This window comes from Streptomyces sp. ADI95-17 (assembly GCF_003846175.1).
Classification (GTDB): Bacteria; Actinomycetota; Actinomycetes; order Streptomycetales; family Streptomycetaceae; genus Streptomyces; species Streptomyces sanglieri.
On the sequence record NZ_ML123046.1, the window covers coordinates 387029 to 409883 of the forward strand.

The 22855-nt window shown below is 70.6% G+C and carries 21 protein-coding genes and 2 pseudogenes; 18 read left to right on the plus strand and 5 right to left on the minus strand.

Translation table 11 applies throughout. The annotated features are described in order from the left end of the window. Window positions 1-54 precede the first annotated feature (54 nt). Together EES42_RS46125 and EES42_RS46130 are read right to left on the minus strand one after the other, a co-directional pair. Window positions 55-330 (minus strand): annotated as a pseudogene (locus tag EES42_RS46125) (ABC transporter permease); the annotation flags it as partial. 1 nt (window position 331) lies between these two features. Beyond that, window positions 332-864 (minus strand): annotated as a pseudogene (locus tag EES42_RS46130) (ABC transporter ATP-binding protein); the annotation flags it as partial. A 148-nt stretch (window positions 865-1012) separates the two neighbouring features. Here EES42_RS46130 and EES42_RS15640 point away from each other — a divergent pair. Together EES42_RS15640 and EES42_RS15645 are read left to right on the plus strand one after the other, a co-directional pair. Then, complete coding sequence (locus EES42_RS15640; protein ID WP_124718838.1) at window positions 1013-1648, plus strand: vitamin K epoxide reductase family protein; 636 nt, start codon at window positions 1013-1015, stop codon at window positions 1646-1648. 69 nt (window positions 1649-1717) lie between these two features. Next, complete coding sequence (locus EES42_RS15645; RefSeq protein WP_124718839.1) at window positions 1718-3097, plus strand: replication-associated recombination protein A; 1380 nt, start codon at window positions 1718-1720, stop codon at window positions 3095-3097. A 24-nt stretch (window positions 3098-3121) separates the two neighbouring features. On the opposite strand, the gene EES42_RS15650 is transcribed toward EES42_RS15645, so the two are convergent. Continuing rightward, a complete protein-coding gene (locus EES42_RS15650) occupies window positions 3122-3823 on the minus strand; it encodes a DUF2470 domain-containing protein (RefSeq protein ID WP_124718840.1) in 702 nt (233 codons plus the stop codon). A 188-nt stretch (window positions 3824-4011) separates the two neighbouring features. Here EES42_RS15650 and rpsD point away from each other — a divergent pair, with 188 nt between their 5' ends. After that, window positions 4012-4626, plus strand: coding sequence for a 30S ribosomal protein S4 (gene rpsD, locus EES42_RS15655; RefSeq protein WP_018103888.1), 615 nt, complete (start codon window positions 4012-4014; stop codon window positions 4624-4626). Between the two features lie 17 nt (window positions 4627-4643). Here the strand turns inward: rpsD and EES42_RS15660 are convergent, their stop codons facing one another. Beyond that, window positions 4644-6845, minus strand: coding sequence for an ATP-binding protein (locus EES42_RS15660; protein WP_124718841.1), 2202 nt, complete (start codon window positions 6843-6845; stop codon window positions 4644-4646). A gap of 206 nt (window positions 6846-7051) precedes the next feature. Here EES42_RS15660 and EES42_RS15665 point away from each other — a divergent pair, with 206 nt between their 5' ends. The 13 genes from EES42_RS15665 (at window position 7052) to nusB (ending at window position 20287) form a co-directional block, all read left to right on the plus strand. After that, window positions 7052-7489 carry a DUF948 domain-containing protein gene (locus EES42_RS15665; protein WP_124719378.1) on the plus strand — a complete coding sequence of 146 codons (438 nt, stop codon included), beginning with the start codon at window positions 7052-7054 and terminating at the stop codon, window positions 7487-7489. 7 nt (window positions 7490-7496) lie between these two features. Continuing rightward, complete coding sequence (locus EES42_RS15670) at window positions 7497-7859, plus strand: DUF6167 family protein (RefSeq protein ID WP_124718842.1); 363 nt, start codon at window positions 7497-7499, stop codon at window positions 7857-7859. Next, window positions 7859-10528 carry an alanine--tRNA ligase gene (gene alaS / locus EES42_RS15675; protein ID WP_124718843.1) on the plus strand — a complete coding sequence of 890 codons (2670 nt, stop codon included), beginning with the start codon at window positions 7859-7861 and terminating at the stop codon, window positions 10526-10528. Before EES42_RS15670 ends, alaS begins: the two co-directional genes overlap by 1 nt. Then, the gene (gene ruvX / locus EES42_RS15680) at window positions 10525-11010 is read left to right on the plus strand and encodes a Holliday junction resolvase RuvX (protein WP_124718844.1); all 486 of its coding nucleotides are present in this window, start codon (window positions 10525-10527) and stop codon (window positions 11008-11010) included. The genes alaS and ruvX overlap by 4 nt, the downstream gene beginning before the upstream one ends. A 95-nt stretch (window positions 11011-11105) precedes the next feature. Further along, window positions 11106-12854, plus strand: coding sequence for an endolytic transglycosylase MltG (gene mltG / locus EES42_RS15685; RefSeq protein ID WP_124718845.1), 1749 nt, complete (start codon window positions 11106-11108; stop codon window positions 12852-12854). Beyond that, window positions 12841-13677, plus strand: a complete 837-nt coding sequence (locus tag EES42_RS15690; RefSeq protein ID WP_124718846.1) for a shikimate dehydrogenase — start codon at window positions 12841-12843, stop codon at window positions 13675-13677. The genes mltG and EES42_RS15690 overlap by 14 nt, the downstream gene beginning before the upstream one ends. Before the next feature lie 145 nt (window positions 13678-13822). Continuing rightward, window positions 13823-15007: a chorismate synthase gene (gene aroC, locus EES42_RS15695; protein ID WP_124718847.1), complete on the plus strand. Its 1185-nt coding sequence runs from the start codon at window positions 13823-13825 to the stop codon at window positions 15005-15007. Beyond that, on the plus strand, window positions 15004-16650 hold the full coding sequence (aroB, locus tag EES42_RS15700; protein ID WP_124718848.1) for a 3-dehydroquinate synthase: 1647 nt from the start codon (window positions 15004-15006) through the stop codon (window positions 16648-16650). The genes aroC and aroB overlap by 4 nt, the downstream gene beginning before the upstream one ends. Next, window positions 16647-17087, plus strand: a complete 441-nt coding sequence (gene aroQ / locus EES42_RS15705; RefSeq protein WP_124718849.1) for a type II 3-dehydroquinate dehydratase — start codon at window positions 16647-16649, stop codon at window positions 17085-17087. The genes aroB and aroQ overlap by 4 nt, the downstream gene beginning before the upstream one ends. Window positions 17088-17213: 126 nt before the next feature. Beyond that, window positions 17214-18035: a Pro-rich N-terminal domain-containing protein gene (locus tag EES42_RS15710; protein WP_124718850.1), complete on the plus strand. Its 822-nt coding sequence runs from the start codon at window positions 17214-17216 to the stop codon at window positions 18033-18035. A 94-nt stretch (window positions 18036-18129) separates the two neighbouring features. After that, entirely contained in the window at window positions 18130-19236 is a 1107-nt protein-coding gene (locus tag EES42_RS15715) for an aminopeptidase P family protein (protein WP_124718851.1), read from the plus strand. A 50-nt stretch (window positions 19237-19286) separates the two neighbouring features. Then, window positions 19287-19853: an elongation factor P gene (efp, locus tag EES42_RS15720; RefSeq protein ID WP_093541039.1), complete on the plus strand. Its 567-nt coding sequence runs from the start codon at window positions 19287-19289 to the stop codon at window positions 19851-19853. 2 nt (window positions 19854-19855) lie between these two features. Continuing rightward, on the plus strand, window positions 19856-20287 hold the full coding sequence (nusB, locus tag EES42_RS15725; protein WP_124718852.1) for a transcription antitermination factor NusB: 432 nt from the start codon (window positions 19856-19858) through the stop codon (window positions 20285-20287). Window positions 20288-20467: 180 nt separating this feature from the next. On the opposite strand, the gene bldD is transcribed toward nusB, so the two are convergent. Continuing rightward, window positions 20468-20968, minus strand: coding sequence for a transcriptional regulator BldD (bldD, locus tag EES42_RS15730; protein ID WP_014044812.1), 501 nt, complete (start codon window positions 20966-20968; stop codon window positions 20468-20470). 221 nt (window positions 20969-21189) lie between these two features. On the opposite strand from bldD, the gene pyrR reads away from it, so the two are divergent. Both pyrR and EES42_RS15740 read left to right on the plus strand, forming a co-directional pair. Next, a complete protein-coding gene (pyrR, locus tag EES42_RS15735) occupies window positions 21190-21774 on the plus strand; it encodes a bifunctional pyr operon transcriptional regulator/uracil phosphoribosyltransferase PyrR (protein WP_124718853.1) in 585 nt (194 codons plus the stop codon). A gap of 92 nt (window positions 21775-21866) precedes the next feature. Then, window positions 21867-22853 carry an aspartate carbamoyltransferase catalytic subunit gene (locus EES42_RS15740; protein ID WP_124718854.1) on the plus strand — a complete coding sequence of 329 codons (987 nt, stop codon included), beginning with the start codon at window positions 21867-21869 and terminating at the stop codon, window positions 22851-22853. The last annotated feature ends 2 nt before the right edge of the window (window positions 22854-22855 follow it).

Consider the following 22855-nt stretch of genomic DNA (forward strand, 5'->3'; position numbering starts at 1 on the left):
ATCATCCGGCCGGCCGCCCCGAAGCCACCCGCACCCGGGTCGTGCGCACCCCGGTCAGCCGTCGCGCCGGTCCTTCCACCGGAAGGTCAGCAGGCACGGCACAGGCCCGCCGGCGCACCGGGCGCCGAGGACCAGCGCGACCTTCCCGTACTCCCAGCTCCCGGCCTGTTCGACGACGGCCGCCGACTCGGGCAGGAAGACGCCGCGGAAGCCCTGGCACATCCACTTCAGCGGGAACAGCGCCCCGAGGTTCAGCATCCAGCCGGGCAGCGTGTCGACCGATATGTAGACACCGGAGATGAACTGCGTGACGAGGAAGGGCAGGACGACGGGCCAGGAGCCGGATCGGCTCCCAGAAGCGGCGGCGGGCCCCGGGGCCGAAGCCGGTGGTCGGCTCGTCCAGCAGCAGGAGTTCGGGGGAACCGATCACGCCGAGCGCCACGTCGAGACGGCGCCGCCGGCCGCCGGAGAGCTCCTTGACGCGGGCGCCGGCCTTCTGCTCCAGACCCACCAGCGCGATGACGTCCTCGCAGTCGCGCGGCCCGGGCAGTAGCGGGCGAAGTGCGCCACCGTCTCGCGTACCGTCAACCCGGCGGGTGCGGATTCATCCTGCCAGACGATGCCGACCGGGGAACGCCAACGGCGGTCGGCGCGGGCCGGGTCGACGCCGAGCACCGCGGCGGTCCCTTCGGCACGGCTGCGATGACCCCGCAGGATCTCCACGGTCGTGCTCCTACCGGCCCCGTTCGGCCCGAGGATCCCGAACACCTCGCCCCGCCGGATCCCAAGGTCCAGGCCGTCGACGGCGGTCAGTTCGCCGTAGCGCTTCCTCAGGCCGCGCACTTCAACCCCGAGTTCGGTCATGGTAGAGAGCCTCTCGCGGGCCCCTGAGTTCCGCGCCGGTCGTGCGCAGACCTTCGGGTACACCTTTATGTCCATCGAACAGAAGACTTGTGCCGTGGTACGGCACAATGACCGTGCCCAGCAGGCCACTCACTGATGGAACGGCGATATGACGACTGCAGCGGTTGACCATCCCTCCTCCGAACAGGACGAGGACGGCGGGAAGAGGACCATCGGCGGCGGTCGGGCGCTCGCACTGCTGCTGGTGATCACGGGCGCTGCCGGACTCCTGGCCGCCTGGGTCATCACGATCGACAAGTTCAAGTTGCTGGAGGACCCCAACTTCACCCCGGGGTGCAGCCTCAACCCGGTCGTCGCGTGCGGCAACATCATGAAGAGCGAGCAGGCGGCCGCCTTCGGGTTCCCGAACCCGATGCTCGGCATGGCCACCTACCCCGTGATCATCGGCATCGGGCTGGCGCTGCTCGCGGGCGCCCGCTTCCGCAGCTGGTACTGGCTCGGGATGAACGCAGGCACGCTGTTCGGTGTCGGCTTCTGCACCTGGCTCCAGTACCAGTCGCTCTACAACATCAACTCGCTCTGCCTCTGGTGCTGCCTGGCCTGGGTCGCGACGATCTTCATGTTCTGCTACATCACCACGCACAACATCAAGCACCGGATCATCCCCGCGCCGAACTGGCTGCGCAACGGCCTGACGGAGTTCCACTGGGTGCCGCCGGTCCTGTGGATCGGCATCATCGGCATGCTGATCCTGACCCGCTGGTGGGACTTCTGGACCAGCTGACCGGCCCCCGTCCCTCCCCGGGCCACCGGCCCGGCAGGGATGTCAGTCCCGTGGCATAGGCTTCAAAACGTGGAGCCCGACCTCTTTACCGCAGCCGCCGAAGACCGCCAGGAGAAGGACCCGTCCAGCAGCCCACTGGCTGTCCGGATGCGCCCCCGCACCCTCGACGAGGTCGTCGGCCAGCAGCATCTGCTCAAGCCGGGCTCGCCGCTGCGCCGCCTGGTCGGCGAGGGGAGCGGCGGGCCTGCCGGCCCGTCCTCGGTGATCCTCTGGGGCCCGCCCGGCATCGGGAAGACGACGCTGGCGTACGTGGTCAGCAAGGCCACCAACAAGCGCTTCGTCGAGCTCTCCGCGATCACCGCGGGGGTCAAGGAGGTGCGCGCCGTCATCGAGGGCGCCCGCCGCGCCACCGGCGGCTACGGCAAGGAGACCGTCCTCTTCCTCGACGAGATCCACCGCTTCTCCAAGGCGCAGCAGGACTCCCTGCTGCCGGCGGTGGAGAACCGCTGGGTGACGCTGATCGCGGCGACCACCGAGAATCCGTACTTCTCGATCATCTCGCCGCTGCTGTCCCGTTCGCTGCTGCTCACCCTGGAATCGCTCACCGACGACGATCTGAGCGGCCTGCTGCGGCGTGCCCTGGCCGACGAGCGCGGGCTGGGCGGTGCGGTGTCACTGCCCGAGGACGCCGAGGCACATCTGCTGCGGATCGCGGGCGGCGACGCCCGCCGGGCGCTGACCGCGCTGGAGGCCGCGGCCGGTGCCGCGCTGTCCAAGCAGGAGAAGGAGATCAGTCTCCTGACCCTGGAGGAGACCGTCGACCGCGCGGCCGTCAAGTACGACCGGGACGGCGACCAGCACTACGACGTGGCGAGCGCGCTCATCAAGTCGATCCGCGGCTCCGACGTGGACGCCGCCCTGCATTACCTGGCCCGGATGATCGAGGCGGGGGAGGACCCCCGGTTCATCGCCAGGCGGCTGATGATCTCGGCCAGCGAGGACATCGGTCTCGCCGACCCCACGGCGCTGCCCACCGCCGTCGCGGCCGCCCAGGCGGTCGCCATGATCGGTTTCCCGGAGGCGGCGCTCACCCTCAGCCATGCCACGATCGCGCTGGCCCTCGCCCCCAAGTCCAACGCGGCGACGCTGGCGATCTCCGCCGCCCAGGAGGACGTGCGCAGGGGTCTCGCGGGCCCTGTTCCGGCCCATCTGCGCGACGGTCACTACAAGGGCGCCGCCAAGCTGGGCCATGCCCAGGGCTATGTGTATCCGCACGATGTCCCCGGCGGCATCGCCACCCAGCAGTACGCCCCGGACGCCGTGCGCGACAAGCACTACTACCAGCCCACGCGCTACGGCGCGGAGGCGCGCTACGCGGATGTGGTGGAGCGGGTCCGCGAGCGGCTCGGCCGCACCGCCGGTGACGGCACCGGCCCGTCCGCGGGCTGAGGGAGCGCGGGGCAGCGCTCCCGTTCAGCGCGCCGCCGCCTCGAAGAGCGTGTACATCGCGTCACGCAGTTCATTGACGTCCCGCACCGGAGCGGGGAATTCGAAGCGGGCGTCGTAGCACTGCCCCCGGTCCTCGCGCAGACGCAGCCGCAGCCCGTGCCGGTCCAGCGCGAGCGGCACGACGGAAGGCAGATGGGCGGCGCAGCGGCCCTCCGCCCGCCCGCCCAGCAGCCCGCACAGCGTCGCCAGCTGCTCGCCGTGCGCCGCGTGCAGATGCTGCAGCAGCTCGGCCTCGTACCCGGTCAGCGGATCGGGGGCCGCGTCCCGGAAATCCTCCGGTTCGACCTCCTCGGCGCCCCACAGGTCGTCGACGTACGCCTCGCTCGTCTCCAGCCTGAGCGTCGTCCGGCCGGGTCCCGAGAGGCCGGGTACGGTGGTGAGCCAGCCGGAGACCCACGCGCGGCCGCGGATGCGGTGCGGGACGGAGACCGGGGCGACGTCCGTGAGCTCCAGCACAGCCGTCAGCTCGTCGTCCTCGGCGTGCGTCGCGGTCCGTACGGCCGGGGAATCGGCGGGGAGTTCGAGGAACAGATCTCCTTCGGGGCCGACGCTCCGGGTGAGCGGCACCAGCTGATCCCAGGCCGCTGCGTCCACCCCGGGGATGAGCAGCACCGACGAGCAGGTACTCTGTACGAGAGTTCGTGTGCGCTCGGCTGCTGACGGCATCCGAGTGTTTTCAAGCCCGCCGGGACGCGGCTGACCACGATCTGATCGGTCCTCCGTCGTATCGGCACCCCGAGGGGTGTCGACGCTGTCAGTGCTGTCCGTGATGTGACTGGTGTTCCCCGGGCGAGACATGCGATCTCCTTAAGTAAGGTGAGCCTAACCTAACCTACAACGGAGGTCTGGAGAACGTGCCTAACCAGTCGCGTCCCAAGGTCAAGAAGAGCCGCGCGCTCGGCATCGCGCTGACGCCGAAGGCCGTCAAGTACTTCGAGGCCCGCCCCTACCCGCCGGGCGAGCACGGCCGTGGTCGCAAGCAGAACTCGGACTACAAGGTCCGTCTGCTGGAGAAGCAGCGCCTGCGTGCGCAGTACGACATCAGCGAGCGCCAGATGGCGCGTGCCTACGACCGCGCCAAGAAGGCCGAGGGCAAGACGGGCGAGGCGCTCGTCGTCGAGCTCGAGCGCCGTCTCGACGCCCTGGTCCTGCGTTCGGGCATCGCCAAGACGATCTACCAGGCCCGCCAGATGGTCGTCCACGGCCACATCGAGGTCAACGGTGGCAAGGTCGACAAGCCGTCGTTCCGTGTCCGTCCCGACGACATCGTGATGGTCCGCGAGCGCAGCCGCGACAAGCACCCCTTCCAGGTGGCTCGCGAGGGTGGTTACGACACCGACGGTGAGACCCCGCGCTACCTGCAGGTGAACCTGAAGGCCCTGGCCTTCCGCCTTGACCGGGACCCGAACCGCAAGGAAATCCCCGTGATCTGCGACGAGCAGCTCGTCGTCGAGTACTACGCCCGCTGATCCAGGCGTAGCCACTCTCACCAGCGCTCAGGCCCGCCCCTCCCGGAAGTACGGGAGGTGGCGGGCCTCCGCGTTTTCCCGGGACCGGGCAGTGTCCCGGGCAGCCGCCCCGGAGCCTCCCGGCGGCCTGCGGGGCCGCTCGCCAGAGCCCTGGTCACCGCCGTGTCCGGATCCAGCTGTCCGCCCGCGCGCAGCCCCGCCTCGTAACGGTCGTCGCCCAGTTCCCGGCGGGCCAGCTCCTCGCAGCGCACCCGGGGCTGCCCGTAGTGCGCCGACCCGAACAGCGGCAGTCCCACCGACGGCCAGATCCGGTCGGCGGCCCCCTGGAGCACCGCCGCCTCCGCCGGATCGCCCTCGATGGCCGTGACCAGCGCCAGCAGTTCCAGGGCGAGCGCCGAGCCGAGCAGGTCGTGGAAGGTGTGGCTGATCGCCAGCGACTGGCCGAGCAGTTCCCGGGCCCGTTCCGGCCGGCCGCGCTGCAGCGCCGCGAAGGCCAGTACGTACAGCGCGTACGACAGGGCCCACCGTTCCCCGTGGTCCTCGCAGATCTCCCGGACCTCTTCGCAGATGGCGGCCGCCCCGTCCAGATCCCCCTGGAATCCGATCGTCATCGCGAGCTCGATCTGGGCCATCAGCACATTGCTGTTCAGCTCGCCGAGCTCCCGGTAGCGGCGCAGTGCCTCGTCCAGCAGCTCCTGGGCCCGCGCCATGTCGTCGGTGACGAGCGCCAGACAGCCCGTCCGGTGCACCGCGTACGCGAGCGCCGTGGAGTCACCGGCCCGCTCCGCCTCGTCCCGGCACTCCTGCAGCGCGGAGACCGCACCGACCGGATCGCCCTGCAGCACGGCCACGTAGCCGAGCACCCACAGCGCCTTCAGCCGCGAGGAGTCGTACGGGGTGTCCTCCTCCAGCACGTGGTCCAGCCAGTGCCGCCCCTCCGACAGCCGGCCGCAGCCCACCCAGAGGAACCACAGGGTGCCCGCCAGATACTGCGCGAGATGGGCCTCGCCCGGGCTCTCCAGCGAACACTCCATCGCCCGCCGCAGATTCGGCAGCTCGCTCTCGGCCCGGGCGGCCACCTCGCGCTGGCGCGGGCTGAACCAGTCGAGCTCGCACCAGGTCGCCAGCCCCAGGAACCAGTCCCGGTGGCGGCGCCGCAGCCGGTCGGTGTCATCGGTGGCCGCCAGCCACTCGGCGCCGTACTCCCGCACCGTGTCCAGCATCCGGTAGCGGGTGCCGTGCGCCGAGTCCTCGCGCAGCACGACGGACTGGGCGAGCAGCCCGGAGAGCACGTCGAGCACCGACTCGGCCGGCAGATCGGTGCCGCTGCAGATGTATTCGACGGCCTCCAGGTCGAACTGTCCGGCGAAGACCGAGAGCCGGGCCCAGAGCAACCGCTGCTCCGGAGCGCAGAGTTCATGGCTCCAGCCGATGGCCGTACGGAGCGTCTGGTGGCGTGCCAGCGCGCTGCGGCTCGAACCGGTCAGCAGCCGGAAGCGGTCGTCCAGGCGTTGCAGCACCTGGACGGTGGACAGGGCGCGCAGCCGTCCGGCGGCCAGCTCCAGGGCGAGCGGGATTCCGTCCAGGCGGCGGCACAGTTCCCGGGTGGTAGAGCGGTTCTCGTCGGTCAGCCGGAAGTCCGGCCGCACGGCGACGGCCCGCTCGGCGAAGAGCAGCATCGCGTCCTCGTCCGTCATCGGCGGGAGCGGGAAGGTGACCTCCCCGTCCAGTTCGAGCGGGAGCCGTCCGGCGGCCAGCACCCGCAGGTGCGGGGCCCGGCGCAGCAGTTCCCGTACGAGGTCGGCGCAGGCGTCGACCAGATGCTCGAAGCCGTCGATCACCAGGAGGAGGCGCCGGCCGGCCAGATGCTCGACGAGGGTGGTGCGGGGCGGTCTGCCGGTGTGGTCGGTGAGCCCCAGGGCGTCGACCAGGGCGTGTTCCAGCAACTCGGGGTCGTGGATGGCGGAGAGCTCGGCCATCCGGACACCGTCGCAGTACCGTTTCTCCAGAAGTGCGGCGATCCTGGCGGCGCAGCGGGTCTTGCCCACGCCGCCGACGCCGACCACGGTGACGAGCCTGGACTCTTCCAGGAGCTGGGCGAGGCGGACGAGTTCGTTCTCCCGGCCGACGAATCTGTTCAGTTCCGCCGGGAGGTTTCCGGGCGCGGTGGGGCCGTTCGGATCGTGGGGGGACGGAACGGAGCGCTGGGGGCGTCGCATGAGACACGCAGAGTACTGGCCCGAAAGCTCTCCGTACAATCTCCTTATGGCAACGCCCACCCTTTCCGCGGGTAATGCGGTACGGGGTGCGACCACCGGCGCGATAGGCTCGGGGGACGACGACCGGCCGCTGCGACGGCCGTCGCCGGAGAGACAGACAGAGACAGCGACAAGCTAGAGAGCGGTGCACTGTGTCCGGTGGAGAGGTGGCCGGGATCCTGGTGGCCGTCTTCTGGGCGATCCTGGTTTCGTTCCTCGCCGTCGTGCTGGTGAGGCTGGCCCAGACGCTCAGGGCGACCACCAAACTCGTGGCGGACGTGACCGAACAGGCGGTCCCGCTGCTCGCCGACGCCTCCGCGACGGTGCGTTCCGCGCAGACCCAGCTCGACAAGGTCGACGCGATCGCGACGGACGTCCAGGAAGTCACCTCCAACGCCTCCGCGCTCTCCACCACCGTCGCCTCGACCTTCGGCGGCCCGCTCGTCAAGGTCGCCGCGTTCGGCTACGGGGTGCGGCGGGCCATCGGCCGGAAGGCCGACCCCCAGCCGGAACCCGCCCGACGGGCCGTGGTCGTCGGCCGTACCGTGCCGTCGGCACGCGGCAGGAAGCGCAACGGCAGAAACTCCCGCGGATCGAAGGACTGACGCAGCCATGTTCCGCCGTACGTTCTGGTTCACCGCCGGCGCCGCCGCCGGTGTCTGGGCCACCGCCAAGGTCAACCGGAAGCTCAAGCAGCTCACCCCCGAGAGCCTCGCGGCGCAGGCCGCGGACCGCGCGATCGAGACGGGGCACAAGCTCAAGGACTTCGCACTGGACGTCCGCGAGTCCATGGCGCGGCGCGAGGCCGAACTGGGCGAGGCGCTGGGCCTTCAGGCGCCGGTCGACCCGGACCTCCCGGTGCGGCGGCACTACGTCGTCGAGGCGTCCGAGCCCGTCGGACCCGAAAGGTCCCTCGGGACCACCGAATACCGCAAGCTCCCCTACAAGTCGTACAACCGGAATGAGGACCACTGATGGAGTCGGCTGAAATTCGTCGCCGCTGGCTGAGCTTCTTCGAGGAGCGCGGTCACACCGTCGTCCCTTCGGCGTCGCTCATCGCGGACGACCCGACTCTGCTGCTGGTCCCCGCGGGCATGGTGCCCTTCAAGCCGTACTTCCTCGGCGAGGTCAAGCCGCCCGCCCCGCGCGTCACCAGCGTGCAGAAGTGCGTCCGTACGCCGGACATCGAAGAGGTCGGCAAGACCACCCGGCACGGCACGTTCTTCCAGATGTGCGGCAACTTCTCCTTCGGCGACTACTTCAAGGAAGGCGCCATCGGTTACGCCTGGGAGGCTCTGACGAGCTCCGTGGCGGACGGCGGCTTCGGTCTCGACCCCGAGCGGCTGTGGATCACGGTCTACCTCGACGACGACGAGGCCGAGGCCATCTGGCGCGACAAGATCGGTGTGCCGGCCGAGCGCATCCAGCGGCTGGGCAAGAAGGACAACTTCTGGTCCATGGGCGTCCCCGGACCCTGCGGCCCCTGCTCCGAGATCAACTACGACCGCGGCCCCGAGTTCGGCGTCGAGGGCGGCCCGGCCGTCAACGACGAGCGGTACGTGGAGATCTGGAACCTGGTCTTCATGCAGTACGAGCGCGGCGCCGGGGACGGCAAGGAGGACTTCCCGATCCTCGGCGACCTGCCGTCGAAGAACATCGACACGGGTCTGGGCCTGGAACGCCTCGCCATGATCCTGCAGGACGTACAGAACATGTACGAGACCGACACCCTGCGCGTCGTCATGGACAGGGCCACCGAGCTGACCGGCGTCCGCTACGGCGCCGACCACGGCTCGGACGTCTCGCTCCGCGTGGTCGCCGACCACATCCGCACCTCGGTGATGCTCATCGGCGACGGTGTCACGCCGGGCAACGAGGGCCGCGGCTACGTGCTGCGCCGGATCATGCGCCGCGCCATCCGCAACATGCGGCTGCTGGGTGCCACCGGACCGGTCGTCAAGGACCTGGTCGACGTCGTGATCGAGACGATGGGGCAGCAGTACCCGGAGCTGATCACCGACCGCAAGCGCATCGAGACCGTCGCCCTGGCCGAGGAGGCCGCCTTCCTCAAGGCCCTCAAGGGCGGCACCAACATCCTCGACACCGCCGTCACCGAGACCAAGTCCGCCGGCGGCAAGGTCCTCGCCGGTGACAAGGCGTTCCTGCTCCACGACACCTGGGGCTTCCCGATCGACCTCACCCTGGAGATGGCCGCCGAACAGGGCCTCTCCGTGGACGAGGAGGGCTTCCGCCGCCTGATGAAGGAGCAGCGGGACCGCGCCAAGGCGGACGCCCGCGCCAAGAAGACCGGTCACGCCGACCTGTCCGCCTACCGCGAGGTCGCCGACAACTCCGGCGCCACCGACTTCACCGGCTACACCTCCACCGAGGGCGAGTCGACCATCGTCGGCCTCCTCGTCGACGGTGTGTCCTCCCCGGCCGCGTCCGAGGGCGACGAGGTCGAGGTCGTCCTCGACCGCACCCCGTTCTACGCCGAGGGCGGCGGCCAGATCGCCGACCAGGGCCGGATCCGGCTCGACACCGGCGCCGTCATCGAGGTCCGCGACGTCCAGAAGCCGGTCCCCGGCGTCCACGTCCACAAGGGTGTCGTCCAGGTCGGCGAGGTCACCGTCGGCGCTCCGGTCCTCGCCTCGATCGACGTCAAGCGCCGCCGCGCCATCGCCCGTGCCCACTCCGCCACGCACCTCACGCACCAGGCCCTGCGCGACGCGCTCGGCCCGACGGCCGCCCAGGCCGGTTCGGAGAACCAGCCCGGCCGCTTCCGCTTCGACTTCGGTTCGCCGAACGCCGTCCCCGGCTCGGTCATGACCGACGTCGAGCAGAAGATCAACGACGTGCTCTCGCGTGAACTCGACGTCCAGGCCGAGGTCATGTCGATCGACGAGGCCAAGAAGCAGGGCGCCATCGCCGAGTTCGGCGAGAAGTACGGCGAGCGGGTCCGGGTCGTCACCATCGGCGACTTCTCCAAGGAGCTCTGCGGCGGTACGCACGTCCACAACACCGCCCAGCTGGGTCTGGTGAAGCTGCTCGGCGAGTCGTCCATCGGTTCCGGTGTGCGGCGCATCGAGGCCCTCGTCGGCGTCGACGCGTACAACTTCCTAGCCAAGGAGCACACGGTCGTCGCCCAGCTCCAGGAACTGGTCAAGGGCCGTCCCGAGGAGCTCCCGGAGAAGATCGCCGGAATGCTCGGCAAGCTGAAGGACGCCGAGAAGGAGATCGAGAAGTTCCGCGCGGAGAAGGTCCTCCAGGCCGCCGCCGGACTGGCCGAGTCCGCCAAGGACGTACGCGGCGTCGCCCTGGTCACCGGCCAGGTCCCCGACGGCACGACCGCCGACGACCTGCGCAGGCTCGTCCTCGACGTCCGGGGCCGCATCCAGGGCGGCCGGCCGGCCGTCGTGGCCCTGTTCACCACGGCCAACGGCCGCCCGCTCACCGTCATCGCCACCAACGAGGCCGCCCGTGAGCGCGGTCTCAAGGCCGGTGACCTGGTCCGTACCGCCGCCAAGACCCTCGGCGGCGGCGGTGGCGGCAAGCCGGACGTCGCCCAGGGCGGCGGCCAGGACCCCGAGGCCATCGGCGCCGCGGTGTCCGCCGTCGAACGCCTCGTCACCGAGACGGCGTGACGACGGGAATGACGCAGATGCGCCGCGGTCGTCGGCTCGCGATCGATGTCGGGGACGCCCGGATCGGGGTCGCCTCGTGCGACCCCGACGGGATCCTCGCCACGCCGGTGGAGACCGTTCCGGGGCGTGATGTCCCGGCGGCCCACCGGCGGCTCGGGCAGATCGTCGAGGAGTACGAGCCGATCGAGATCATCATCGGTCTGCCGCGGTCCCTCGGCGGCGGTGAGGGACCCGCCGCCGCCAAGATCCGGGTCTTCGCCCAGGAGGTCGCCCGTGCGGTCGCACCCATTCCGGTGCGACTGGTGGACGAGAGGATGACCACAGTGACGGCCAGTCAAGGGCTGCGCGCTTCGGGCGTGAAGTCCAAGAAAGGCCGATCCGTCATCGACCAAGCTGCCGCTGTGGTGATCCTTCAGAACGCTCTGGAGTCCGAACGGGCGTCGGGCCGGGCCCCCGGCGAAGGCGTCGAAGTGGTTGCCTGATCGCGATACGGTAACGTTCCGCGCGATGCGGCGGTGCCTCGAACAAACACCGCACAGCAAGAGACGGAACGTCGTCTCGCGGCTCTAGGGGATCGATGACTGAGTATGGCCGGGGCCCCGGCTCCGAACCGTGGCATCCCGAGGACCCCTTGTACGGGGACCAGGGATGGGGAGGACAGCAGCCCGCCCACGGCCAGGACCAGTACGGCGGCCAGCAGCAGCCCTACCCGCACGATCCGTACGCGCAGCAGACCCAGCAGCCGCAGGACCCGTACGCCCAGCAGCAGCCGCAGGATCCGTACGCCCAGCAGCAGCACTACCAGCAGCAGCCCGGCTACGGAGTCCAGCAGGACCCGTACGCGCAGCAGCCCCAGCAGCCGCAGCAGCCGCAGTACGACAACGGCGGCTGGGGCACCGGGCAGCAGCCCGCCGCGATGCCGTACGACGCCCAGCCGGCTGCCGACCCGTACGGCGGGGGACAGACCGGCTACGGCGAGACGCAGGACTACTACGGCACGCAGGAGGCCTACCCGCCGCCGCAGCCCCCGGGCCGTCGCGAGGCCGCTCCCCAGCAGGACCCGGCGCAGACTCCGGACTGGGACCCCAAGGTTCAGCCGGAGGAGACCCACCCGTTCTTCACGGGCGCCGACGACAACGGCGATCGCGATGACAACGGCGACGGCAAGGACGACGACTACGACGACGACCCGCGTGAGTCCCGCCGCGGCAGCCGCGGCGGGAACGAGCGCCGTGGCAAGGGCAAGAAGAAGAGCCGCAGCGGCTGTGCCTGTCTGGTCGTCTCGCTGGTCCTGGTCGGCGGCCTCGGCGGGGTGGGCTACTTCGGCTACTCGTACTGGAAGGACAAGTTCGGCGCGGCGCCCGACTACGCGGGCAGTGGCTCGGGTTCGGTCGAGGTGGAGATCCCCAAGGGTGCCTTCGGCTCCGACATCGGCAACATCCTGAAGAAGAAGGGTGTCGTCAAGAGCGTCGACGCGTTCGTCTCCGCGCAGAGCGAGAGCCCCAAGGGCAAATCGATCCAGGCAGGGGTCTATCTCCTCCACGAGAAGATGTCCGCGGCCGAGGCCGTGAAGATGATGGTCGACCCCAACAGCCAGAATCTCCTGGTGATTCCCGAGGGTTCCCGCAACACGGCCGTCTACGCGATGGTCGACAAGAAGCTGAGCCTCAAGAAGGGCACGGCCAAGGGAATCGCCACGGCCAAGAGGTCCGAACTCGGCCTGCCCGACTGGGCGGTCAACGGCAAGGACGTCAAGGACCCGCTGGAGGGCTTCCTCTACCCGGCCGCGTATCCGGTGACGAAGGAGACCAAGCCGGAGACGATCCTCAAGAAGATGGTCGAGCGGTCCAACGAGGAGTACAAGAAGCTCGACCTCGAAGGAACCGCCAAGAAGTACAAGCTGGACGGCCCGTGGCAGGTGCTCACCGTCGCCAGCCTGGTCCAGGCGGAGGGTCTCACACACGACGACTTCCGGAAGATGGCCGAAGTCGTCTACAACCGCCTGAAGCCGGACAACACGGTGACGAACCGCAAGCTTGAGTTCGACTCCGCGTTCAATTACCTCAACAACCAGAGCAAGATCAAGATCAGCACGAAGGAGATCCGGACCAACCCGGACCCGTACAACACCTATTACCACGAGGGGCTTCCGCCGGGTCCGATCAGCAATCCCGGTGACGAGGCCCTGCGGGCCACGCTCAGCCCCACCAACAATGGGTGGATGTTCTTCATCTCGCTCGACGGCAAGAAGACCGAGTTCACCAAGACCGCTGCCGAGCACGAGAAGCTCAACGACAAGTTCAAGGAAAAGCATGGCCTCGGCTGACCGGCGCCACCGGGCGGCCGCCCTCGGTTCGCCCATCGCGCACTCGCTCTCCCCGGTGCTGCACCGGGCCGCGTACGCCGAACTCGGCCTCGACGGCTGGACGTACGACCGGTTCGAGGTCGACGAGGCCACGCTGCCCGGCTTCGTCCAGGGGCTCGACTCCACGTGGGCAGGGCTCTCGCTGACCATGCCGCTCAAGCGGGCGATCATTCCGCTGCTGGACTCCGTCAGCGAGACCGCGTCCTCGGTGGAGGCCGTCAACACGGTCGTCCTCACCGAGGACGGCCGACTGGCCGGCGACAACACCGACATCCCCGGGATGATCGCCGCGCTGCGCGAACGCGGGGTGGAGAAGACCGAGTCCGCCGCCGTCCTCGGCGCCGGGGCCACCGCCTCGTCCGCGCTCGCCGCGCTCTCGCGGATCTCCACGGGACCGGTCACGGCCTATGTCCGCAGCCGCGAGCGCGGTGACGAGATGCGCGGCTGGGGCGAACGCCTCGGCGTGGACGTCCGGATCGCCGACTGGGCGGAGGCCGAGCAGGCGCTGCGCTCCCCGCTGATCATCGCGACGACCCCCGCCGGGGCGACCGACGGACTGATCGGCGCCGTCCCGGAACGTCCCGGCACGCTCTTCGACGTGCTGTACGAGCCCTGGCCCACCGGACTCGCGTCCGCCTGGACGGCCCACGGCGGCCCAGTCATCGGAGGTCTGGACCTCCTGGTACACCAGGCCGTCCTCCAGGTCGAGCAGATGACGGGCCGCTCCCCGGCGCCGCTGGCCGCCATGCGCCGGGCCGGCGAACAGGCGCTGGCCGCCCGCTGACCGTGGATCCGGCCCTCCGGACCGTCCGTCTGCTGGACCGGCGGCGGGCCGCGGTCCCCGGCCGTGGGAGGATCGAGGGTGGCGGGCCAGGGCCGCGCACCCGGTCGCGCCGTCGCAGTTCCAGGCGCGAGCATGAGGAGCACCGTTGAGCAGGTTGCGCTGGCTGACCGCGGGGGAGTCGCACGGCCCCGCACTCGTGGCGACGCTGGAGGGTCTTCCCGCCGGCGTCCCGATCACCACGGAGATGGTGGCGGACGCACTCGCCCGGCGGCGGCTCGGTTATGGCCGCGGCGCGCGGATGAAGTTCGAGAAGGACGAGGTCACCTTCCTCGGCGGGGTCCGCCACGGCCTCACCATGGGCTCCCCGGTCGCCGTGATGGTGGGCAACACCGAGTGGCCCAAGTGGGAGCAGGTCATGTCGGCCGACCCGGTCGATCCCGCGGTCCTGTCCGAGCTGGCCCGTAACGCCCCGCTGACCCGCCCGAGGCCCGGCCACGCCGACCTCGCGGGCATGCAGAAGTACGGTTTCGACGAGGCCCGGCCGATCCTGGAGCGCGCCAGCGCCCGGGAGACCGCGGCCCGCGTCGCGCTCGGCGCCGTCGCCCGGTCGTACCTCAAGGAGACCGCCGGCATCGAGATCGTCAGCCATGTCGTCGAGCTGGCCGCGGCCAAGGCGCCCTACGGCGTCTACCCGACGCCCGCCGACGTCGAGAAGCTCGACGCCGACCCGGTGCGCTGCCTGGACGCCGACGCGAGCAAAGAGATGGTCGCCGAGATCGACCAGGCCCACAAGGACGGCGACACCCTCGGCGGCGTCGTCGAGGTGCTGGCGTACGGGGTGCCCGTCGGGCTCGGCTCCCACGTCCACTGGGACCGCCGGCTCGACGCCCGGCTCGCCGCCGCCCTGATGGGCATCCAGGCCATCAAGGGGGTCGAGGTCGGCGACGGCTTCGACCTGGCCCGGGTCCCCGGCTCGAAGGCGCACGACGAGATCCTGGTCACCGAGGACGGCATCAAGCGGGCCTCCGGCCGCTCCGGCGGCACCGAGGGCGGTCTGACCACCGGCGAACTGCTCCGGGTCCGGGCCGCGATGAAGCCCATCGCGACCGTGCCGCGCGCCCTCGCCACCGTCGACGTCGTCACCGGTGAACCCGCCAAGGCCCACCACCAGCGCTCCGATGTCTGTGCCGTTCCGGCCGCGGGCATCGTCGCCGAGGCGATGGTCGCGCTGGTCCTGGCCGACGCCGTCGCGGAGAAGTTCGGCGGCGACAGCGTCGCCGAGACCCACCGCAACGTGCAGTCGTACCTCGACCACCTCCAGATCCGATGAGCGGCCCGCTGATCGTCCTCGTCGGCCCGATGGGCGTCGGCAAGTCCACGGTCGGTGAGCTGCTCGCCGGCCGGCTCGGCACCGGCTACCGGGACACCGACGCGGACGTCGTGGCCACGGCCGGCAAGCCGATCCCGGAGATCTTCTACGACGAGGGCGAGGAGCACTTCCGCGAGCTGGAGCGGCGTGCGGTGCACACCGCCGTCGCCGAGCACACCGGCGTCCTCTCCCTCGGCGGCGGCGCCGTGCTCGACGCGACGACCCGCGAGCTGCTTGCCGGCCGCCCCGTCGTCTACCTCTCGATGGAGGTGGAGGAGGCCGTCAAGCGGGTCGGCCTGAACACCGCCCGCCCGCTGCTCGTGGTCAACCCGCGCCGGCAGTGGCGCGAGCTGATGGATGCCCGCCGCCACCTGTACACCGAGGTGGCCCGGGTGACCGTCGCCACCGACGAGCGCACCCCCGAAGAGGTCGCCCAGGCGGTCCTCGACGCACTGGAACTGCCGGAGCGCACGGACGACCCCGTCACGCCCGGCCGGGAGAACACAGCCATGACCGAGCAGGGCCTCATCCGTATCCCGATCGCAGGCAGCGCGGGCACCGACCCGTACGAGGTGCTGGTGGGCCGGCAGCTGCTGGGCGACCTGCCCACGCTCATCGGGGACCGTGCCAAGCGCGTCGCGGTGCTGCACCCCGAGGCGCTCGCCGAGACCGGTGAGGCGGTCCGCCAGGACCTCGCCGAGCAGGGCTACGAGGCGATCGCGATCCAGCTGCCGAACGCCGAGGAGGCCAAGACCGTCGAGGTCGCGGCGTACTGCTGGAAGGCGCTCGGACAGACCGGCTTCACCCGCACCGACGTGATCGTCGGCGTCGGCGGCGGCGCCACCACCGACGTGGCGGGCTTCGTCGCGGCGACCTGGCTGCGCGGGGTGCGCTGGATCGCCGTGCCCACCACCGTGCTCGCCATGGTCGACGCGGCCGTCGGCGGCAAGACCGGCATCAACACCGCCGAGGGCAAGAACCTCGTCGGCGCCTTCCACCCGCCGGCCGGGGTGCTCTGCGACCTCGCCGCGCTGGACTCGCTGCCCGTGAACGACTACGTCAGCGGCATGGCCGAGATCATCAAGGCCGGCTTCATCGCCGACCCGGCGATCCTCGACCTGATCGAGGCCGACCCGGAGGGCGCCCGCACGCCCACCGGACCGCACACCGCCGAGCTGATCGAACGCGCCATCCGGGTCAAGGCCGAGGCCGTCTCCAGCGACCTGAAGGAATCCGGACTGCGCGAGATCCTCAACTACGGCCACACCCTGGCCCACGCGATCGAGAAGAACGAACGCTACAAGTGGCGGCACGGCGCGGCGGTCTCGGTCGGCATGGTCTTCGCCGCCGAGCTGGGCCGGCTGGCCGGCCGGCTCGACGACGCCACCGCCGACCGGCACCGCGCCGTCCTGGAGTCCGTCGGACTGCCGCTCACCTACCGCGGCGACCAGTGGCCCAAGCTGCTGGAGAACATGAAGATCGACAAGAAGTCCCGCGGCGACCTGCTGCGCTTCATCGTCCTGGACGGCCTCGGCAAGCCCACCGTCCTGGAGGGCCCCGACCCGGCCGTGCTGCTGGCCGCCTACGGGGAGGTGTCGGCGTGACCCGCAGGGTGTTCGTCCTCAACGGACCGAACCTCGGCCGGCTCGGCTCCCGCGAGCCCGATGTCTACGGAGCCACCTCGTACGCCGGACTCGTCGAGACCTGCCGCACCCTCGGCAAGGAGCTCGGCTTCGACGTCGACGTCCGCGAGACCAACGACGAGGGGGAGCTGATCCGCTGGCTCCACGAGGCCGCGGACGGATCAATTCCGGTCGTTCTCAACCCGGGCGCCTTCACCCACTACTCGTACGGGATGCGGGACGCGGCGGCCCAGCGCACCGCCCCGCTGATCGAGGTGCACATCTCGAACCCGTACGCACGTGAGGAATTCCGCCACAACTCCGTGGTCGCACCGGTGGCCACGGGGACAGTGGCCGGATTCGGCATCGGTTCCTACCGCCTCGCCCTGCGCGCCCTCGCGGACGAGCTGACCGGCTGACGGACCGGTTTCCCGGCCATCCGGGCACCGTTGCGCGTTCCCGGCCGTTGTCCCAGCGGCGGCCGGGAACGGTACGGTTGCCGTTCCATCAGCGCCAGTTGCCTGTACGAGACGGAGTGGCACCGGATGCAGCACGCAGTGGGGGCCCCGCTGCCGCCGCCCCAAGGACCCGGAAGCGGACCTGTCGGCTGGTCGCACCAGGCCCAGCACCCCGGCCACCCCGGTCCGCCGGGGCCGCCGCCCATCACCCCGCCCGCGCCCGGCGGCTGGAGCGGGCCGGCCCCGCACCACGCCCCGGGCCCTCCCCTCAGGGAGACCACGGGACACGTCCAGCTGCCGCCCGGCGGCCCGGTCCCGTTGCCCGCACCGCCCGCCGAGCCCGGCACCGGCAGCGCGACCCTCGCGGTCCTCCTGATCGGCCCCGCGGGCGCCGGCAAGACCACCGTGGCCAAGCTCTGGGCCAGCCGCCGCCGGGTGCCCACCGCCCATGTCAGCCTCGACGACGTCCGCGAATGGGTCTGCTCCGGTTTCGCCGACCCGCAGGCCGGGTGGAACGACCACTCCGAGGCCCAGTACCGCCTGGCCCGCCGCACCTGCGGCTTCGCCGCCCGCAATTTCCTCGCCAACGGCATCTCCTGCATCCTCGACGACGCGGTCTTCCCCGACCGGCCGGTGGTCGGACTCGGCGGCTGGAAGCGCCATGTCGGCCCCGGACTCCTGCCCGTCGTGCTGCTGCCCGGCCTGGAGATCGTGCTGGAGCGCAACGCCGCCCGCAGCGGGAACCGCCGCCTCTCGGACGAGGAGGTCGCCAGGATCCACGGCAGGATGGCCGGCTGGTACGGCTCCGGGCTGCCGATCATCGACAACTCGACGTACGACGTGGAGACCACCGCCCGCGTCCTGGACGACATACTCGCCCGCTCCATAGCCAGCCCGCCGACCTGGTGAACCGTCACCGGGCGGTGCTCCCGGCGCCCGGCCGCCCCCCCCGGTCGGGTGCGCTGACCGCGCAGGCCCGCGCCACCGCTCGTAGGCTCGTGGCATGTCAGAGGTGTACGCCGTCCGCCGCGGGCTGCTTCGCGACCGGTGCGCCGCCGTCGGATCCGCGGCCGCTCTGGTCTCCCGCCCCGCCAACGTCCGCTATCTCGCGGGCGGAGCGCCCCCGGGTGCCGTGCTGCTGCTCGGACCCGGCGGGGACGTCCTGATCTCTCCCCGGGACCCGGGCGGTGATCCCGCCGACGGGCGCACCGACGACCAGCTGAGGGTCTCCCCGCTGCCGGCCTCCGACGGTGATCCGGCGGTCGCGGCCGCCGATCTGGCCGGCTCCTCGGGCGCGGAGTCGCTGGCCGTCGAGGAGCACCATCTGACGGTCGCCCGCCACCGGGCCATGGGCTCGGTGGCCCCGCGGCTGAGGCTGGCCGATCTCGGTGCCACCGTCGAGCAGCTGCGGGTGGTCAAGGACGAGGAGGAGATCGCCTGCCTGCGGATCGCCGCCGAGATCACCGACCAGGCCCTGGGCGAACTCCTCGAATCCATCCTGGTGGGCCGCACCGAACGGCACCTCGCCCTGGAGCTGGAGCGCCGCCTGGTGGACCACGGCGCCGACGGCCCCGCCTTCGCCACCTCCGTGGCCACCGGACCGAACTCGGGCCAGGGCCGCCACCGCCCCTCGGACCGGCGGGTGGAGGAGGGAGATTTCCTCTCCGTCTGCCTCGGCGCGAACTACCGCGGCTACCGCTGCGAGATCGGCCGTACGTTCGTCATCGGGACGACGCCGGCCGACTGGCAGATCGAGCTCTACGACCTGGTTTTCGCCGCTCAGCGGGCCGGGCGCGAGGCCCTCGTACCGGGCGCGGCCTACCGCGACGTGGACCGTGCGGCCCGGCATCTCCTGGACTCCGCGGGGCACGGCGGGGGTCTGGCACCCTGGACCGGGCACGGGGTGGGACTCGAAATCGACGAGGACCCGCAGTTGGCACCTGCGGCCATGGGTAAACTGGACGCTTGTGTGCCGGTCACCGTCGAACCGGGGGTCCACCTCCCGGGCCGGGGCGGGGTCCGGATCGATGACACGCTCGTCGTGCGCCCCGAGGCGGACGGCGGACCCGAGCTACTCACCATTACGACCAAGGAGCTGCTCGCGCTCTAGCGCGCATCCTCGGTCGTTCCACCAGCTTCAGTCCAGGAGATTCCGCAACCGTGGCTTCCACGAACGACCTCAAGAACGGCCTGGTGCTCAAGCTCGACGGAGGCCAGCTCTGGTCCGTCGTCGAGTTCCAGCACGTCAAGCCCGGCAAGGGCCCGGCCTTCGTGCGCACCAAGCTCAAGAACGTGCTCTCCGGCAAGGTCGTCGACAAGACGTTCAACGCCGGCGTGAAGGTCGAAACGGCCACCATCGACCGTCGCGACATGCAGTTCTCGTACATGGACGGCGAGTACTTCGTCTTCATGGACATGGACACCTACGACCAGCTCATGGTCGACCGCAAGGCTGTCGGCGACGCCGCCAACTTCCTGATCGAGGGCTTCACCGCCTCGGTGGCGCAGCACGAGGGCGAGGTGCTCTACGTCGAGCTCCCGGCCGCCGTCGAGCTCGTCATCCAGGAGACCGAGCCGGGCGTCCAGGGCGACCGCTCCACCGGTGGCACCAAGCCCGCCACCCTGGAGACCGGTTACCAGATCCAGGTCCCGCTCTTCATCACCACCGGTGAGAAGGTCAAGGTCGACACCCGCACCAGCGACTACCTCGGCCGGGTGAACAGCTAACCGTGGCTGCCCGGAACAAGGCCCGCAAGCGTGCCTTCCAGATCCTCTTCGAGGCCGACCAGCGCGGCGAGTCCGTGCAGACGGTCCTCGCGGACTGGGTGCGGCACTCGCGGGCCGACACCCGTCAGCCGCCGGTCACCGAGTACACGATGGAGCTGATCGAGGGGTACGCGCAGTACGCGGACCGGATCGACGACCTCATCGTGACCTACGCGGTGGACTGGGAGATCGACCGCATGCCGGTCGTCGACCGGAACATCCTGCGGCTCGGCGCCTACGAGCTGATCTGGGTGGACGGCACCCCGGACGCGGTGGTGATCGACGAGGCGGTCCAGCTCGCCAAGGAGTTCTCCACCGATGACTCCCCGTCCTTCGTGAACGGGCTGCTGGCCCGCTTCAAGGACCTCAAGCCGAACCTCCGCCGGGAGCAGTAGCCTCCGGCGGCGTTCAGCCGACGAAGGGCCCACGGTCGCTCGACCGTGGGCCCTTCGGCATGCTGCGGCCGGCCACGCGCGAAGCACCGTGCGGCCGCCACGTACGAAAAAGCCGTGCCGGCGCGGGCACCCGATGGGGTGAACCGCGCCGGCACGGCGGCACGTTTCTTCAGGGGGCCCTCAGCCCTCTTCGTGGGCCACGGCGCGACGCGCGTCCGCGTCCAGCACTCCCCAGCTGATCAGCTGCTCCGTGAGCACGGACGGCGACTGGTCGTAGATCACGGCCAGTGTGCGCAGGTCGTCCTGGCGGATCGAGAGCACCTTGCCGTTGTAGTCACCGCGCTGGCTCTGGATCGTCGCCGCGTAGCGCTGCAGCGGACCGGCCTTCTCCGGCGGGACGTGGGCGAGGCGCTCCAGGTCCAGAACGAGCTTCGGCGGCGGCTCGGCGGCACCGCCGGGCGTCGTACCGGGCAGGAGCTCCTGGACCGGGACCCCGTAGAAGTCCGCGAGCTCAGCGAGGCGCTGTACGGTCACGGCACGGTCGCCGCGCTCGTACGAACCGACCACGACGGCCTTCCAGCGGCCCTGGGACTTCTCCTCCACGCCATGGAGGGAGAGGCCCTGCTGGGTGCGGATGGCACGGAGTTTGGCCCCGAGCTGTTTTGCGTATTCGCTGGACATAAGGCTCCCCGGACGCTGGGACATTTCGCGGCTCCGCCGCGTTGCTGGTAACTCACTGTGAGGTTACGCAGCGTTACTTGGATGCGTCAAGCCGAATGGTCCGGACCGGCACCTCCCGGGGGCGGGAGCGGGGGCCGGCGCAAGCCCTGGTAACGTGGATGACGCAATTTCGACGTCCTTTAAGGTCCGTCCCGTGAGACGGAGAAGGAGGTCCGTTTCTTATGGACGCACAGCACGACGCCACCGGCAATGCGGCACGCCCCGTTCTGGAGGCTCCCGACATCGCCCGGGTACTGACCCGGATCGCCCACGAGATCGTCGAACGCGCCAAGGGCGCCGACGACGTGGTTCTCCTCGGCATCCCGACGCGGGGCGTGTTCCTCGCCCGTCGGCTCGCCGAGAAGCTCGAAGAGATCACCGGCGGGAAAATGCCGGTCGGCTCCCTCGACATCACCATGTACCGCGACGACCTGCGGCTGCGCCCGGCGCGCGCCCTGGCCCGCACCGAGATCCCCGGCGAGGGCATCGAGGGCCGGCTGGTCGTGCTCGTCGACGACGTCCTGTTCTCGGGACGCACGATCCGCGCCGCCCTCGACGCCCTGGGCGACATCGGCCGGCCCCGTGCGGTGCAGCTCGCGGTCCTCGTCGACCGGGGTCACCGCGAACTCCCGATCCGCGCCGACTACGTCGGCAAGAACCTCCCCACGTCGCTGCGGGAGACGGTCAAGGTCCAGCTCGCCGAGGAGGACGGCCGGGACGCCGTGCTGCTCGGAGTGGAGCGGACCGCCCCGACGGGCGAGCAGTAGCCCCACCACCCCCGTACGGCCCACCACGAGCCACTACGGCTGCTTCCGCACGCCCGCATGCCTGAACCCTCCAGCCCCCGGAGAACACCCAGATGAAGCGCCACCTCATCTCGGCCGCCGACCTCACCCGCGACGACGCCGTCCTGATCCTCGACACCGCCGAGGAGATGGCCAGGGTCGCGGACCGGCCGATCAAGAAGCTCCCGACCCTGCGCGGCCGTACCGTCGTCAACCTCTTCTTCGAGGACTCGACACGTACCCGCATCTCCTTCGAGGCCGCCGCCAAGCGCCTCTCCGCCGACGTCATCAACTTCTCCGCGAAGGGCTCGTCCGTCTCCAAGGGCGAGTCGCTCAAGGACACCGCGCTCACCCTGGAGGCGATGGGCGCCGACGCCGTCGTCATCCGGCACGGTGCCTCCGGCGCCCCGTACCGCCTCGCCACCTCCGGCTGGATCGACGGCGCCGTCGTCAACGCCGGTGACGGCACCCACGAGCACCCCACCCAGGCCCTGCTGGACGCCTTCACGATGCGCCGCCGCCTGGTCGGGGCCGACAGCGGCCTGGGCCGGGATCTCGACGGCCGCCGGATCACCATCGTCGGCGACATCCTGCACAGCCGGGTGGCCCGCTCCAACGTCCACCTGCTCAACACGCTCGGCGCCCACGTCACCCTGGTGGCCCCGCCGACCCTCGTCCCGGTCGGCGTCGAACAGTGGCCGTGCGACGTCAGCTACAGCCTCGACGAGGTGCTGCCGGAGTCCGACGCGGTGATGATGCTGCGTGTGCAGCGCGAACGGATGAACGCCGCCTACTTCCCGACCGAGCGCGAGTACTCCCGCCGCTACGGCCTGGACGCCGACCGGATGGCGCGGATGCCCGGGCACGCCATCGTCATGCACCCCGGCCCGATGGTGCGCGGCATGGAGATCACCGCCGAGGTCGCCGACTCCGACCGGTGCACGGTCGTCGAGCAGGTCGCCAACGGCGTCTCGATCCGCATGGCCGTCCTGTATCTGCTGCTGGGCGGGTACGAATCCGCCGCCCCCGCCGCCCCGTCCCGTACCGAGGAGAACAAGTAACC

What these genes read in the sequence shown, in the direction of transcription:
- EES42_RS15640 (WP_124718838.1), top strand. Translation starts at nt 1,013, where the DNA reads ATGACGACTGCAGCGGTTGACCATCCCTCCTCCGAACAGGACGAGGAC.
- EES42_RS15650 (WP_124718840.1), bottom strand. Translation starts at nt 3,823, where the DNA reads ATGCCGTCAGCAGCCGAGCGCACACGAACTCTCGTACAGAGTACCTGC.
- EES42_RS15660 (WP_124718841.1), bottom strand. Translation starts at nt 6,845, where the DNA reads ATGCGACGCCCCCAGCGCTCCGTTCCGTCCCCCCACGATCCGAACGGC.
- EES42_RS15670 (WP_124718842.1), top strand. Translation starts at nt 7,497, where the DNA reads ATGTTCCGCCGTACGTTCTGGTTCACCGCCGGCGCCGCCGCCGGTGTC.
- alaS (WP_124718843.1), top strand. Translation starts at nt 7,859, where the DNA reads ATGGAGTCGGCTGAAATTCGTCGCCGCTGGCTGAGCTTCTTCGAGGAG.
- mltG (WP_124718845.1), top strand. Translation starts at nt 11,106, where the DNA reads ATGACTGAGTATGGCCGGGGCCCCGGCTCCGAACCGTGGCATCCCGAG.
- EES42_RS15690 (WP_124718846.1), top strand. Translation starts at nt 12,841, where the DNA reads ATGGCCTCGGCTGACCGGCGCCACCGGGCGGCCGCCCTCGGTTCGCCC.
- aroB (WP_124718848.1), top strand. Translation starts at nt 15,004, where the DNA reads ATGAGCGGCCCGCTGATCGTCCTCGTCGGCCCGATGGGCGTCGGCAAG.
- EES42_RS15710 (WP_124718850.1), top strand. Translation starts at nt 17,214, where the DNA reads ATGCAGCACGCAGTGGGGGCCCCGCTGCCGCCGCCCCAAGGACCCGGA.
- EES42_RS15715 (WP_124718851.1), top strand. Translation starts at nt 18,130, where the DNA reads ATGTCAGAGGTGTACGCCGTCCGCCGCGGGCTGCTTCGCGACCGGTGC.
- bldD (WP_014044812.1), bottom strand. Translation starts at nt 20,968, where the DNA reads ATGTCCAGCGAATACGCAAAACAGCTCGGGGCCAAACTCCGTGCCATC.
- pyrR (WP_124718853.1), top strand. Translation starts at nt 21,190, where the DNA reads ATGGACGCACAGCACGACGCCACCGGCAATGCGGCACGCCCCGTTCTG.
- EES42_RS15740 (WP_124718854.1), top strand. Translation starts at nt 21,867, where the DNA reads ATGAAGCGCCACCTCATCTCGGCCGCCGACCTCACCCGCGACGACGCC.